Here is a 15,270-nt window from a genome sequence, read left to right as displayed (position 1 = left end):
CCGAAGGCGGCCGGGGGCGGTGGCGGGCCGTGGTCAGTAGCGGACGGGCAGGGCCGTCAGCGCGCGGTTGAGGAGGGAGAGCTGCCAGGTGTGCTGACGCCGGTCGAGCAGCTCCAGACCGGGGTACTCGCGCACGAGTACGTCGACCACCGCACCGGCGACCAGCCGGGCGAACGCCGCGCCGATGCAGAAGTGCGCGCCGAAGCCGAACCCGAGGTGCGAGGCGCTGCCGCGCCGGACGCTGAACAGGTCCGGGTCGGCGAAGCGCGCCGGGTCCCGGTTGGCCGCCGCCGTGACCAGGAACAGCCGGTCCTCCGCGCGGACGGATCGCCCGTCGAGGTCGAAGTCCCGGGCGGCGGTGCGGATCGACATCTTCGACGGGCCGTCGAAGCGCATGGCCTCCTCCACCGCCATCGACACCAGCTGCGGGTCCTCCCGTACGGCCGCCAGCTGCTCGGGGTGCTCCAGCAGGGCGAGTACGGCGTTGACGATGAGGTTGCTGGTGGTCTCTCCGCCGGCGAACGCCATCTGCGTCAGCATCCCGACGAACTCCTCCTCGCTGACCGACTTCCCGATCTGGCCGCCCGCCAGCACGGCGCTGATCAGATCGTCCTTGGGCTCGGCGCGGCGCTGTTTCACCAGGTCGGCGAGGTAGTCGTCCAGGTTGACCAGGGACTGGAGCGAGGTGCGGTACTCGCGCTCCTCCTGGGCCGCACCCAGGACCAGGTCGCCCACCCGGGCGTTCCAGTACCAGAAGGACGGACCGTGCGCCTGGGGGACGCCCAGCCAGCGGGCGAAGACCAGTGCGGGCAGCGGCCGGGCGATGTCGGCGACCAGGTCCCCGATCCGGCCGGGGACGGCGCGGCGGGTGAGCATGGCGCGGGTGGCGCGCTCGACGAAGGCCCGGTAGCGGCCGATCGAGCGGGCCGCGAACTGCTCCTGGAACACCTGGCGCAGCCGCCGGTGCTGCGGGGCGTCGTTGAACACCATCCAGCGGGACAGGATCGCGAAGGCCCGCTCGGCGTCCTCGCGGGCGCCCTCCGGCACGGCGTCCATCAGCGGGCGCACCCGCTCGGCGGAGACGGCGGGGTCGCGCAGGCAGTGCATCAGCTGGGCGTGCCCGGTGACGAGCCAGGCCCGGTGCATGGCGGACCAGTACACGGGGTCGTGGTCGCGCAGGGAGCCCAGGTACCCGTACGGGTCCGCGTTGACGGCGGGGTCGAGGAGGTAGCGCTCGGTGAAGGCGGCCGGCGGGTTCGTACGGATCACCGGGGCCGGCGGTGCGGCCGGCGGCGCGGTCCTCCCGGTCATCGGGCACACCGGGGCGGACGGGCCCGCGCCCGTGGCCGGGTTCGAGGTCGTGTGCGTGGTCGTGTGCGTGGTCAGGACGGTCATCGGCGTGCCTCCGACTGGATCCGGCCGAGCACACCAGCGGTCTTGTGCATCAGCCGTTCGGACATCATGGACATGTGGTCGCCCTCGGTGACGTGGACGGTCAGCCCGCCGAGCGCGATCTCGCGCCAGCGCTCGACGTAGGTCCGGAAGTCCACGTCCAGACCGGGCATCGGTTCGCCGTCGGGCAGTCCGGCGGCCGCGCTGCCCACCACGAGGTGGACGTGGCCGGGGTAGGGGCGCAGCTCGTAGCCGGCCAGGGCCGTGAGCAGCGAGTGCCACACCTCGATGGGGGCGTGCTCCACCAGGGACGCCTCGCCGGGGCTCATGCCGGCGCCCAGCAGCAGGGCGGTGAGCTCGGCCACGGCCGCCTCCCGCTCCGCGGACGGCGCCAGCGTGCGGACGCGGTCGCGCATCCGCAGCCCCTGCTCCATGTCCCGGCCGACCGCGGCCAGGCGCTCGCGGGCCGCCGGGTGGGGCAGGTACGGCTCGATCAGCGTCAGCGGTGCGACGGTGTGACCGCTCTCGTGCAGCTGGGTGGCCATCTCGAGGGCGATGTTGGCGCCCATGGACCAGCCCAGCAGGTCGTGCGGGCCGTGCCCGCCGTGGGCGGTCATCTCGGCGGCGTAGTTGGCCGCGATCCCGGCGATCGTGGTCGGGTCCACGCCGCCGAGCAGGCCGCGGGCCTGGAAGGCCCGGACCGGCTGCCCGGGCGGGAGGGCCCGGGCGAGCGGTACGTACCAGGCGCCGCTGCCGCCGCTGGGGTGCACGCACCACAGCGGGGCGCCGTCGCCCTCGCGCAGCCGGACCTCCGAGGTCACGGCCCGGGCCTTCGCCCCGGCCGGCGTCTCCCCGGCGGCCTGCGCCGACGCCTGCGTGGCGCGGGCGGCGAGCCGGGCGATCGTCGGCAGTTCCAGCAGGTCCCGCACGGAGACGCTCAGGCCCCGGGCGGCGGCCTGCGCGGCGACCCGGACGGTGGAGAGCGAACTCCCGCCGAGGGCGAAGAAGTCGTCGTGGACACCGACCTGGGAGATGCCGAGCACCCTGCGCCACACCTCGGCGAGCACCACCTCGGCCGGCGTGCCGGGCGCGACGTAGTCGGCGGCGCTGCCCATCCGGTCGGCCGAGGGCAGCGGCAGGGCCTTCTTGTCCACCTTGCCGCTGCTGTTGACCGGCATCGCGTCGAGGAACACGAACCGGGCGGGGACCATGTACGCGGGCACCTTGGCCCGCAGCGCCTGGCGGAAGGGCTCGACGACGGGCTCCACGCCCGCCTTGGGGACCACGTACGCCACCAGGGCCGGCTCCGGCAGGTCGCGCCGCAGCAGGACCACCGCCTGCTGCACCTCGGGCAGTTCCCGCAGCCCGTGCTCGATCTCGCCCAGCTCGATGCGGAATCCGCGCAGCTTGACCTGGCTGTCGCGGCGGCCGAGGACCTCCACGGCGCCGTCGGGCAGCTGGACCCCGATGTCGCCGGTACGGCACAGCCGGCTGCCGGGGGCGCCGTACGGGTCGGGGACGAACGCGGCGGCGGTCAGGTCGGGGCGGTTCACATAGCCCCGGCCGATGGCGCGCCCGCCGAGGTAGACCTCGCCCTGCACCCCGACGGGGACCGGCTGGAGGTCCTCGTCGAGCACGTAGACCTGGGTGTTGCGCATCGGCCAGCCGATCGGCGGCCGCTTGCAGTCCGGCCTGAGGAGGGTGGAGACGGACCACACCGCCGTCTCGGTGAGCCCGTAGACGTTGTAGAACCGCCGTCCACGCGCCCACTTCTGGGGCAGTTCGGCCGGGCAGGCCTCGCCGCACACCTGGAGGATCCGCAGCGCCGGGAAGCGGTCCTCGCCCAGGGCCGCCAGGGCGCTCGGCGCGAGCATCGCGACGGTGATCCCGTACTCGAGCAGCGTGTTCGCCAGGTCGGCCCCCGCGCGCAGCGCCTCCCTGGGCGGGGTGCACAGCTGGGCGCCGTTCGCCAGCGCCCACGTCAGGTCCAGGATGGAGACGTCGAAGCTGAGCGAGGCGAACTGGAGCACCCGGTCCTCGGCGGTCACGGGGAACAGATCGCGCTGCCCCTCCAGCATGTTGGTCAGGCTGCGGTGCTGGATGGTGACGCCCTTGGGCGTGCCCGTGGAGCCGGAGGTGTAGAGGACGTACGCGGCGTTGTCCGCGGTGACGGGCAGCGCGGGCACCGGCGCCCCGGTGGGAGCGGCCCAGGTCTCCGGGTCGTCCACGACCAGGGTCGGGCCGTCGAAGGGCACGGTCCCCAGCAGCGAGGACTGGGTGATCAGCACCGGCATCCCGCTGTCCTCGACGATGAACTTCAGCCGGTCGGCCGGGTGCTGGGACTCCAGCGGCAGGAAGGCGCCGCCCGCCCGGAGCACACCGAGCACGGCCCGGACCATCTCCGGACCCCGGTCCAGGCAGATGCCGACCGGCACTTCCGGGCCGACCCCCAGTGCCAGCAGCCGGTCCGCCAACTGCCGTACGGAAAGGTCCAGTTCGGCGTAAGTGACCTCCCGCTCACCCTGCCGGACGGCCACCGCGCCGGGCGTGAGCACCGCGTGCTCGGCCACGCACTCGTGGAACATCAGGGTGGTGTTCGGCAGTGCGGGGCCCCGGCCCCACTCCTCCAGTGCCCGTATGCGCGCCTCACCGGCCAGCGCCGGCGCCGTGACGGGCGCCTCGGGCCGTGCGGTCATCGCCTTCAGCACCCCGCACATCAGGTCGGCGAGCTGCTCGGCGGTGGCGGGGGCCAGGTAGTCGGGGTCGACGTCGAGGATGAGGGACTCCACGCTCGCGTTGAGCATCAGCGGGAACGCGGTGCGGGCGATCTCCAGCGAGTCGTCCCAGCTGTCCCCGGACAGCCGGTGGAAGTTGACGTAGTTGAACAGGGTGTCCGCCACGCTCGGTGCACCGGGCCGCAGCTGCGCCATCCGGGCCAGCGGCACCCTGCGGTAGGGCAGCATCTCCTGTTCGGCGGCGAACGCCGCCTTCAGGTACTCCAGCCAGCTGCCCCGCGGCCGCCGGACCCCGAACGGCACGGTGTTGAGGAACAGCCCGCGCATCCGGTCGGCGCCGGGAACCTCGGGGCGGCCGTTGGTGACCAGGCCGACCGAATGCCCCTCGGCGGAGCCGTCGCGCTCGGCGAACAGGCTCATGGTGTGGTGGAACGCCGTCAGCAGGACGGTGCGGCGGGGCACCCCGGCCAGCCGGGCCAGCCGGCCGATCGGCTCGGCGAGGGCGGCGTACGAACGGCGCACCTCGTGGACGAACTGCCCGCCGTCGGAGGCCTCCGTACCGCGCCGGGTGAACCGGATCGGGCTCAGCTCGCTCAGCGCCGACCGCCAGTAGTCCAGGCCCTCCTCGTCCACCAGCGCGGCCCGCTCCAGCGCGACGTACTCGGCGTACGGGGGCGCCGCAGGCAGCTGCGGGGTCCGGCCCTGCGCCACGGCCTGCCGGTGCAGGTCCAACAAGTCCGCGATCAGCGAGGTCAGGCTCCAGCCGTCGAGCACCACGTGGCAGTCGGTGAGCGTGAGCCGCAGCTCCCGGTCGGTGAGCCGGTGCAGGTGGATGCGGACCAGGGGCGGGGCCGCCAGGTCGAAGCGCCGGGCGAACTCCGCGTCGACGTGGCGGCGGACGGAGGCCCACTGCTCCTCGTGCGGGAGAGCGCGCAGATCGCTGTAGCCGACCGGGAGTTCGGCGGCCGCGTGCACCAGCTGGAGCGGCTCGGAGAAGGAGGCCAGGTCGATGGAGGACCGCAGGATGCTGTGGCCGCGTACGACGGTGTCCACCGCGGTCTGGAAGGCGGCGAGGTCGAAGCCCTCCGGCACGGTGATCTTGAGGTCGGTGACGTTGTGGTAAGCGCCGCGGTCCGGGTCGGCCAGCATCTCGTGCAGCATCCCGGCCTGGAGCATGGTCAGCGGGTACGCGTCGTCGAGCCCCTCCGGCAGCCGGGCCGCGTCGGCCGGGTCGAGCTGGGAGAACGGCTCCACGGGCGCGGGGCCGGCGTCGTCGGCGGCCTCCGTCGCCAGCGCGGCGAGGTCGCCCAGGGTGCGGGCCCGGAACAGGTCCGGGACGCTCAGGCCCAGCCCGGCGTTGCGGGCCTGCCCGATCACCCGCAGGGCCAGCATCGAGTCGCCGCCCAGGTCGAAGAAGTTCGCCGTACGGCTGATCCGCTCGGCGCCCAGCACGTCCGACCAGATGCGGGCCAGCGCCTCCTCGGCCGCACCGGCCGGCGGGACGTGCCCGGCGGGGGCGGCCGTCCCCTCGGCGGCCACCGCCACCAGGGACCTGCGGTCCACCTTGCCGTTGGCGGTGATCGGCAGCTTCGGGTGCCGGACGAACAGTGCGGGCACCATGTACTCGGGCAGCGTCAGGCGCAGCCGGTCGCGCAGGTCCGGCGCGTCCAGCGGCCGGCCCTCGGTCAGCACCACGTGGGCGACCAGCCGGGCGCCGCCATGCGCGTCGGGCCGGGCCACCACCGCCGCGTCCCGTACGCCGGGCAGGGCGCGCAGCGCGGTCTCGATCTCGCCGGGCTCGATGCGGAATCCGCGGATCTTCACCTGGTGGTCGGCCCGGCCCGCGTACGCCAACTGCCCGTCGGGCAGCACCCGTACCAGGTCGCCGGTGCGGTACATACGGCTCCCGGCCGGACCGAACGGGTCGAGGGGGAAACGCTCGGCCGACAGCTCCGGCCGGTTGCGGTAGCCGCGCGCGACGCCCCCGCCGGCCACGTACAGCTCTCCGACCGTGCCGTGCGGCACCAGCCGGCCCGCCCGGTCCAGGACGTAGCCGTGCTGGCCGGCCACGGGGCGGCCGATCGGCGAGTACACGGGGGAGACCGTGTCCTCCTCGGTGATCGGCCGGTGGGTGACGTGCACCGTGGTCTCGGTGATCCCGTACATGTTCACCAGCGCGGGCCGCCCCTCCTCGGGCACGGCGAACCAGTCGCGGTAGTCGCGGGCGTCGAAGGCGTCGCCGCCGAAGACGACGGTGCGCAGTGCCAGCGCGGAGAACTCCTCGCCCTGCTGGGCCAGATGGGCCCGCAGCCCCTTGAACGCGGCCGGGGTCTGGTTGAGCACGGTGACGCGCTCGTCGCGCAGGACGGCGTGCACCGCGGCGGGGTCGCGGACCTCGTCCTCGGTCAGCACCACCACCCGTCCGCCGGAGGCGAGCGGGGCCCACAGCTCCCAGACGGAGAAGTCGAACGCGGGGGAGTGCAGGAGCGTCCACACGTCGTCGGCGCCGAAGTCGAAGTGGCGGTCGGCGGCGCCGAGCAGCCAGGCCAGGTTGCCGTGGGTGATCTCGACGCCCTTGGGCTGTCCGGTCGACCCCGAGGTGTAGATGACGTAGGCGAGAGTGTCCGGCCCGGGGAGCACGGCGCAGAGCGGGATCCCGGTGTCGCCGGCCGTGTCGCCGTCCGTGTCCTCGGCGGGGCCCTCGAGCGGGATCACGCCCACCGGCAGCCCCTCCACCGCGGCCCGGCCGACGGCATCGGCGACCACCCACTCCACCCCGGCGTCGCCGACCGTGAACTCCCGCCGGGCCCGCGGGTGGGCGGGGTCCAGCGGCAGGTACGCCGCACCGGCCCGCCATACGCCGAGCAGCGCGACGGCCAGGTCGACCGAGCGGCCCAGGCAGACGCCGACCAGGGACTCCGGGCCGATGCCCGCGGCCCGCAGCCGCCGGGCCAGGGCCAGCGAGGCCGCGTCGAGCTCGGCGTACGTCAGGCTGCGGCCGCCGCCGGAGACGGCCACGGCGGTGGGGGTCAGCCGGATCCGCCCGGCCAGGCGCTCCATCGCGAGCCGGGGAGCCGCCTCGGGTGCGGCGCCCGCCGGGAGGCGGTTCGCCGGGCCGTCGGGCCCCAGCAGCGCGGCCCGCTCGTCCGCGCTGAGCAGGTCGGCCATGCCGAGCGGCACGTCCGGAGCCTCCGCGAAGGCCCGCAGCACCGCGACGGTGTGCTCGGCCAGCCGGGCCACGGATGCCGCGTCGAACAGGTCGGGGCGGTACACGAATTGGAGCCGGATGCGGTCCACGTCCTCGCTGACGTCCAGCGTCAGGTCGAACTTCGCGGTGGTCAGGTCGATGGGGAACGCCGTGCCCGTCGCGTCGCCGAGGGCGTACGCACCCTGCCGCGCGGCGGCGGAGTGCGAGAACAGCACCTGGAACAGCGGGTTGCGCGAGAGGTCCCGCTCGGGGCTCAGCTCGTCGACGACCCGCTCGAAGGGCAGGCTCTGGTGGGAGAGGGCGCCCAGGACGCTCTCCCGGGTACGGGCGAGGAGCTGCGCCGAGGTCGGGTCGCCCGACAGGTCGGTGCGGATCACCAGGGTGTTCACGAAGAACCCGACGAGCTGCTCGATCTCCGGGCGCTCCCGGTTGGCGACGACGGTGCCGATCGCGATGTCGTCCTGGCCGCTGTGGAAGGCCAGCGCGGCCTGGAAGGCCGCCATCAGGGTCATGTACGAGGTGGTGTCGGCCCGGCGGCCGAGCTCCGCCAGAGCGGCCGTCAGCGGCGCGGGGAGTTCCACCGAGTGTACGGCGCCGACGCAGGTGCGCACGGCCGGCCGCGGGTGGTCGGTGGGCAGTTCGAGCGGGGTCAGGCCGGAGAGGGCCGTGCGCCAGTAGTCCAGATCGGTGCTCTCATCGGCTCCGCGCTGCCAGTGCGCGTAGTCGGTGTACTCGACCGGTGGTGCGGCGGGGTGCGGGGGCCGGCCCTGGGCTCTGGCGCGGTAGCAGGCGCTCAGGTCGCCGGTCAGGACGTCCAGCGACCAGCCGTCCGAGACGATGTGGTGCATGGCCAGGACGAGCACGTGGTCCTCGGCGGCGATCCGCAGCAGGGTGGCCCGGAACGGCGGCGCGGCGGCCAGGTCGAAGGGGCGCAGCGCCACTTCCCGTACGGCCTCGGCGAGCGCCCCGGGGCCGGCGCCCCGGACCGACGGGGGCAGGTCGACCACGTCGAGGCCGGGCGCCGCGGCGGCGGCGAGCACGTGCTGGGCCGGTACGCCGTCCTCGTGGGTGAACACCACCCGCAGCTGCTCGTGGCGGGCGACGAGGTCCCCGATCGCGGCGCTCAGCGCGGCCGCGTCCAGCGGCCCGGTGAACCGCCAGGCCGCGGGCATCAGGTACTCGACGCCGCCGGGGTCGATCTGGTCGAGGAAGTACAGGCGCTGCTGGGCGGCCGACAGGGGGGCCTGCGCGGGGCGCGGGTCGAGCCGCGGGATGCCCGCGGGGGCGGCGGAGGCCTTGCCGCGCAGGCGCATCTCGAGGAGCCGGCGGGCCGCGGGGGAGAGACCGCCCGGGGTGTTCGACGAGGTGGCGGTGGAGGGTTCGACCTGTGCAGTGGTCATCGCAAGTGCCGTCCAATCAAGGCTGGGATCGAGGCGGGGATCGCGTCGGGGATCGCGGCGGCGATCAGAAGTCGGAGGTCAGGGACAGGTCGATCTCGTCGTCGCTCATCGAGGAGATCTGGTCGATGAGCTGTCGTTCCACTTCCATGGCGAGCAGTTCGACCGTCGGGTGGTCGAACAGGTCGCGTACCTGGATCGGGCAGTCGAACGCGGTGCGCAGGCGGGAGGCGGCCGCCACCGCGCGCAGCGAGTGGCCGCCGAGGGCGAAGAAGTCCTCCCGGATCCCGACTTCGGGCAGGCCCAGGACCTCGGCCCAGATCTGGGCCGTCACGACCTCGGTGGGGGTGCGCGGCGCCACGGACGCGGCGGGCGCGGCCGGCACCGGGTCGGGCAGGGCGGCGGTGTCGGTCTTGCCCTGCACGGTCCGGGGCAGGGCGTCGAGCAGGACGAACGCGGCGGGCACCATGTAGCCGGGCAGCAGGGTCCGGCACCAGGCGGCCAGCACCTCGGCATCGAGCCCCTGGCCGGCCGCGTAGCCGACGAGGGCGCGCTCCCCGCGCAGTTCCCGGACCAGTACGGCCGCGCCGTGCACGCCCGGGTGCTGTTCCAGGACGGCCTCGATCTCGGCCGGTTCGATGCGGAAGCCGCGGATCTTGACCTGGTCGTCGGTGCGGCCGAGGAACTCCAGTTCCCCGGAGGCGAGCCGGCGCACCAGGTCGCCCGTGCGGTAGAGCCGTCCGCCGGCTGCGCCGTACGGGTCGGGTACGAACCTCTCGGCGGTGAGCGCGGGCTGCCCGAGGTAGCCGCGGGCCAGCTCCGGGCCGCCGATCAGCAGCTCGCCCGGCACCCCGACGGGTACGAGCTGCCCGAGGGCGTCCACGACGTACGCCCGGCGGGAGCCCAGCGGCCTGCCGATCGCGACCCGGCCCTCGACCGGCGCGGTGACCGTGTGCGCGGTGGCCGAGATGACCGACTCGGTCGGCCCGTACGTGTTGACCACCGGCACGTCGGGGAGGTGCGCGAACCAGCGGGCCAGCGGCGCCGAGGGCAGTGCCTCGCCGCCGGTGACCAGCAGGCGCAGGCTCTTGAGGTCCCCGGCGACCGTGTCGAGGCGGGCGACGATCTCCTCCCAGTAGGCGGGGGTGGCCTCCATGACCGTGACGCCCTGGGTGCGGACGGCCTCGGCGAGCTCCTCCACCGACCACACCTCGTCCGGGCGGACCACCACCGAGGCCCCGGCGCCCAGGGCGGGCAGCACCTGCTCCAGGGAGGCGTCGAAGGAGAAGGAGGCGAAGGCGAGGACGCGGTCCTCCGCGGTGATGCCGAAGAGCTCGCGGGCCGCGGCGGCGTGCGCGCCCAGCGCATGGTGTTCCACGCCGACGGCCTTGGGGCGGCCGGTGGAGCCCGAGGTGAAGATGACGTAGGCGAGGTCGTCGGGCGCGGGGGTGTGGTGCGGCGCGTCCGGATCGGGCACGACGGCGTCGACGGGGACGGTGCGCGGCCCGAGGGCGGCGGCCAGCGCACGGGTCGAGGTGTCGCTGAACACGCTGTGCACACCGGCCTCGGCGCACATGAACCGCAGCCGGTCCTCGGGCAGCCGGGGGTCGAGCGGTACGTAGACCCCGCCGGCCCGCCAGATCGCGGCCATGGCGGCGACGGAGGCGATGCCGCGTCGCAGGCACACGCCGACGGGCGTGCCCGGCCGTACGCCGGAGGCCGCCAGCGCCCGGGCCAGAGCGCCGGTCAGGCCGTCCAGTTCGCCGTACGTCAGGCTCTCGTCCCCGCACAGCAGCGCCACCGCGTCCGGCGCGCCCGAGACCGTGAACGCCGTCGCCGGTGCGGCCGCCGCGGAGCCCGCAGCCTCGGCCAGCTCCGCGTGCTCGGCGGCGGACAGCAGCTCCAGCCGCCCGACGGCCTGCTCCGGATCGGCGACCACCGACTCCAGCACCCGGCCCACGTGCCCGGCGAACCGGGTGACCGTGGCGGCGTCGAAGAGATCGCTCGCGTACTCCACGTTCAGCGCGAAGCGGTCCGGATAGAGCAGGAAGGTGGCGGTCAGGTCGAACTTCGCCGAACCCCACGGCAGGACGAAGTGCTCCACGTCGAGGCCCTCGACCCGCGGCCCGCCGGCGGCGCTCTCCTGTACGTCGAACATCACCTGGAACAAGGGGTTGCGGGACGGGTCCCGCTCCGGCCGCAGCTGCTCCACCAGCCGCTCGAACGGCACCTCCTGGTGGTCGAAGGCCCCGAGCACCGACTCCCGGACCCGGCCCAGGAACTCCGTGAACGAGGGCTCCCCGGACAGGTCTCCGCGCAGCACCACCGTGTTCACCAGCAGCCCCACCAGCCGCTCCAGCTCCACCTGGCCGCGGCCCGCGACCGGTGTGCCCACCGCCACGTCCTGCTGCCCGGACCAGCGGCCCAGCACGATCTGCACCACGGCCAGCAGCACCGTGAACCGGGTCACCCCGTGCCGCCGGGCCAGCTCGCCCAGCGCGCCCTCCAGTTCCTTCGGCAGGTCGATCTCGACCGCTCCGCCCCGGCCCGACCAGCCCGCCGGGCGTGGCCGGTCCGTCGGCAGCTCCAGTACGGGTACGCCGGCCAGGGCCCGCTCCCAGTACGCCAGCTGCCGCTCCAGCACCTCGCCGGCCATCCGGTCGCGCTGCCAGACCGCGAAGTCCCCGTACTGGATGGGGACGGGCGGCAGTGCGGCCGGGCGCCCGGCCACCCGGGCGGCGTACGACTGCGCCAGCTCGCCGATGATCACGTCCTTGGACCAGCCGTCGGTCGCCGCGTGGTGGAAGGCGATGACGGCGACGTGGTCCTCGGGGTCCAGCTCCCACACCCCGGCCCGCAGCAGCGGCGGCCCGGCCAGGTCGAAGCGGCGGGTGGCGTACGGGACGGCCACCTCCCGGAGCCGGGCCAGCCGTACGGCCTCGTCCTCACCGGGCGGGGCCGACTGCCACACCAGCGGTACGCGGACCCCGTCGACCACCCGCTGCGCCGGGCGGCCGTCCACCTCGACCAGGGCGGTCCGCAGCGCCTCGTGCCGCGCCACCACCTCGTCGAGGGCGCCCTGCCAGGCGTCCCGGTCGAGCCCGCCGCGCATCCGCCACGAGAACCAGAGCACGTACTCGTCCCCGACGTCGGACATCCGGTCCAGGAACCACATCCGCTCCTGCGCGAAGGACAGCGGCAGCGGCCCCGAGCGGTCCACGGGGACGACGGTCGCGGCGCCCGCCTGCCGGGCCGCGGCCACCAGAGGGCCGAACTCGCGGATGCGGGGGTTCTCGAACAGGATGCGCAGCTCCACCTCGCGGCCGAGCCGCTCCGCGATCCGCGACACGGCCATCGTGGCGAGGAGGGAGTGGCCGCCCAGGTCGAAGAACCCGTCGTCGATGCCGATCCGGTCGACGCCCAGCACCTCCGCCCAGATCTCGGCGACCGCCCGCTCGGTGGCGTCGCGCGGCGCGATGAACTCGGCGCCGCCCGCGGCCGCCCGGTCCCGTTCCGCGCGCTCCCCGTCCGGCCGGGCGGCGGGCAGGGCGGCCCGGTCGAGCTTGCCCGAGGCGTTGACGGGCAGCGCGTCGAGCGCCACGAAGTCCGCGGGCACGGCGTAGTGCGGCAGCCGGCCGGCGCAGAAGGACCGCAGCGCCGCCGGCTCCACCGGGCCGCCGGGACCGGCCACCACGTAGCCGGTCAGGCTCTTGCCGCCCTGGGCGTCCGCGCCGACGGCCACCGCGGCGGCCACCACGCCGGGGCACTGCGCCAAGGCCGCCTCCACCTCCCCGAGTTCGATGCGGAAGCCGCGGATCTTGACCTGGTCGTCGGTGCGGCCGAGGAACTCCAGCTCCCCGGAGGGCAGTCGGCGCACCAGGTCGCCGGTGCGGTAGAGCCGTCCGCCGTCGGCGCCGTACGGATCGGGGACGAACCTCTGCGCCGTGAGGGCGGGTCGGCCGAGGTAGCCGCGGGCCAGTTCCGGACCGCCGATCAGCAGCTCGCCGGGCTCGCCCACCGCCGCGAGCTCGTCGTGTGCGTCGACCACGTAGGTCCGCCGGGAGCCCAGCGGCCGCCCGATCGGCACCCGGCCGGTGTCCCCGGCCGGGCCGATCTCGTACGCGGTGGCGGTGACGGTGGTCTCGGTCGGGCCGTACGCGTTGAGGACCCGTACGTGCGGGGCCCGCGCCAGCCAGGCGTCGAGCGCGGCGGCCGGTACGGACTCCCCGCCGAGGACCAGCAGGCGCAGCGGCGCGAGGGAGGCGGCGGTGCGGTCGGTGAGCGAGAAGGCCAGCTCGGCCCAGTACGTGGGCGGGAGGTTCAGGACGGTGATCCCGTGCCGCTCGACCACCGAGGGGAGCTGCGCGGGCAGCCACTGCTCGTCCGGCCGGACCACCACGGTGGCCCCGCAGCCGAGGGAGGTCAGCAGCTGGTCCAGCGAGGCGTCGAACGAGAAGGACGAGAAGGCGAGCACCCGGTCCCGGGCGGTGATCCCGAACTCCTCGCGGACGGCGGCCACATGGGCGGCGATCGCCCCGTGCTCGATGCCGACGGCCTTCGGGCGGCCGGTGGAGCCCGAGGTGAAGATGACGTACGCGAGGTCCCGCGGGTCGGGGGTGTGGTGCGGGGCGCCCGCATCGGGCCCGGCGTCCTCCACCCGCAGCACCTGCGGGCCGAGCGCGCCGGCCAGCTCCGCGGTCGCGGCATCGGTGAGCACGCAGTGCAGCCCCGCCTCGGCGGCCATGAACCGCAGCCGCTCCTCGGGCAGCGCGGGATCCAGCGGAACGTAGACCCCGCCCGCCCGCCAGATCGCGGTCATCGCGGCCACGGACCGGATCCCGCGCCGCAGGCACACGCCCACCGGGGTCCCCGGGCCGGCGCCCGCCGCGCGCAGGGCCGTGGCCAGGCCGCCGCCGAGCGCGTCCAGTTCGCCGTAGCGCAGGGTCTCCTCCCCGCAGACCAGGGCCACCGCGTCGGGCGCGCCCGCGACGGTGAACGGCTGCGCGGCCGGCGCGCTGCGCCCCGAGCCCGCCATGGCGACCAGGCGGCGGCGCTCCTTGCCGGGCAGCGGCTCGAGCCGTCCGGCGAGTTCGGCCACCGGCGTCCCCGGCGAGGCCGTCACCGCGCGCAGCAGCCCGACGTAGCCCTCGGTGAAGCGGACCATCGTGCTCTCGTCGAACAGGGCCGTGGAGTACTGGAGCCGGGCCGCGATGTCGCCGTTGGCGCGCAGGCTCAGGTCGAGGAACACGTCCAGCGGCGTGCCCGTCAGCGGGGTCCGTACCAGCGCCACGTCCAGCTCGTCCAGACGGGCCGCCGAGGGAACGGTGTTGAGCAGCGTGAAGGAGGCCTGCGCGAGGGGGTGGCGGGACAGGTCGCGCTCGGTGACCACCTCGCCGACCACCCGGTCGAACGGGGCCTCGGCGTGCGAGAAGTCCCGCAGGGCCCCGGACCGGACCCGGCCCAGCAGGGCGGCGAAGGTCGGATCGCCGGACAGGTCGGTGCGCAGCACGATCGTGTTCACGAACGGGCCGATCAGACCGGCCACCTCGGCGCGCCCGCGGTCGGCCAGCGTGGTGCACACGGCGATGTCGGAGCGGCCGGAGTAGCGCCCCAGCAGGGCCTGGTACACGGCGAGCAGCAGCATGTAGCGGGTCGCGCGCTGCTCGCGGGCGACCCGGTCGACCTCGGCGACCAGCTCGGCCGGCAGCTCGAAGCGGACCACGTCCCCGGAGCCGTCCCAGAACGCCGGCCGCGGCCGGTCCGCGGGCAGCGCGAGCGGTGAGACCCCGGCCAGCCGCTCCCGCCAGTAGCCGAGCAGCCGCTCCATCCGCGGCCCGCCCAGCCGCTCGGCCTCCGTACGGGCCACGTCGGTGTACTGCAGGGCTGGCGCGTCCACCGCCTCGCCCCGGTACCCGGCGTCCAGTTCGCGCAGCAGCACGTCCCACGACCAGCCGTCCACGGCGATGTGGTGGACCACCAGCAGCAGTACGTGGTCCTCGGGCCCCAGGCGGGTGAGCGTGGCCCGCAGGGGGTGCTCCTTCGCCAGGTCGAGGGGGCGCGCCAGCTCCCGGTCGAACAGCTCGTCGGTGCTGCCCGCCTCCACCCGCGCCAGCCGGGTGCGGCCCGCCGGGTCCACCACGGGTACGGGCTCGCCGTCGACGGCGGTGAAGCGGGTGCGCAGCACCTCGTGCCGGTCCACGATGCCGGTCAGCGACCGCTCCAGGGCCGGGACGTCGAGGGCGCCGCGGATGCGCAGGGCCAACGGGAGCAGGGACTCGGCGGAGCCTCCGGTGAGCTGGTCGAGGAACCACAGCCTCCGCTGCGCGAACGACACTCCGTCACCGTCACGGACGACGTCGCCGGCTTCGCTGCCGTGCCTCGCCGCTCCGCCGTGCGCTGCGACAACCTTCACTGTGGGCCTCCAAGCGGTGTTTTCCTCAACACTGCTGGCTGCGCAGGTCCGTCAGTAGGGAAGAAGACGCAGCCGCGCACGCAGCCGCCGGGGGGTAGAACGCGCAACGGCGGCACCGCACGGCCT

Annotated in this window: 3 protein-coding genes; all 3 read right to left on the bottom strand. The window is 74.8% G+C overall.

Going from position 1 to position 15,270, the window contains the following annotated elements:
- Window positions 1–33: 33 nt before the first annotated feature.
- Window positions 34–1,395: a cytochrome P450 gene (locus ACFYXK_RS07985; RefSeq protein ID WP_389410312.1), complete on the bottom strand. Its 1,362-nt coding sequence runs from the start codon at window positions 1,393–1,395 to the stop codon at window positions 34–36.
- Window positions 1,392–8,735: an amino acid adenylation domain-containing protein gene (locus tag ACFYXK_RS07980; RefSeq protein WP_389410311.1), complete on the bottom strand. Its 7,344-nt coding sequence runs from the start codon at window positions 8,733–8,735 to the stop codon at window positions 1,392–1,394. Before ACFYXK_RS07980 ends, ACFYXK_RS07985 begins: the two co-directional genes overlap by 4 nt.
- A 64-nt stretch (window positions 8,736–8,799) precedes the next feature.
- Window positions 8,800–15,144 carry an amino acid adenylation domain-containing protein gene (locus ACFYXK_RS07975; protein WP_389410310.1) on the bottom strand — a complete coding sequence of 2,115 codons (6,345 nt, stop codon included), beginning with the start codon at window positions 15,142–15,144 and terminating at the stop codon, window positions 8,800–8,802.
- Between the last annotated feature and the right edge of the window lie 126 nt (window positions 15,145–15,270).

The sequence above is a fragment of the Streptomyces sp. NPDC002209 genome (assembly GCF_042890265.1).
In the GTDB taxonomy this organism is placed as follows: domain Bacteria; phylum Actinomycetota; class Actinomycetes; order Streptomycetales; family Streptomycetaceae; genus Streptomyces.
This window is presented reverse-complemented; position numbering and strand designations above follow the sequence as displayed.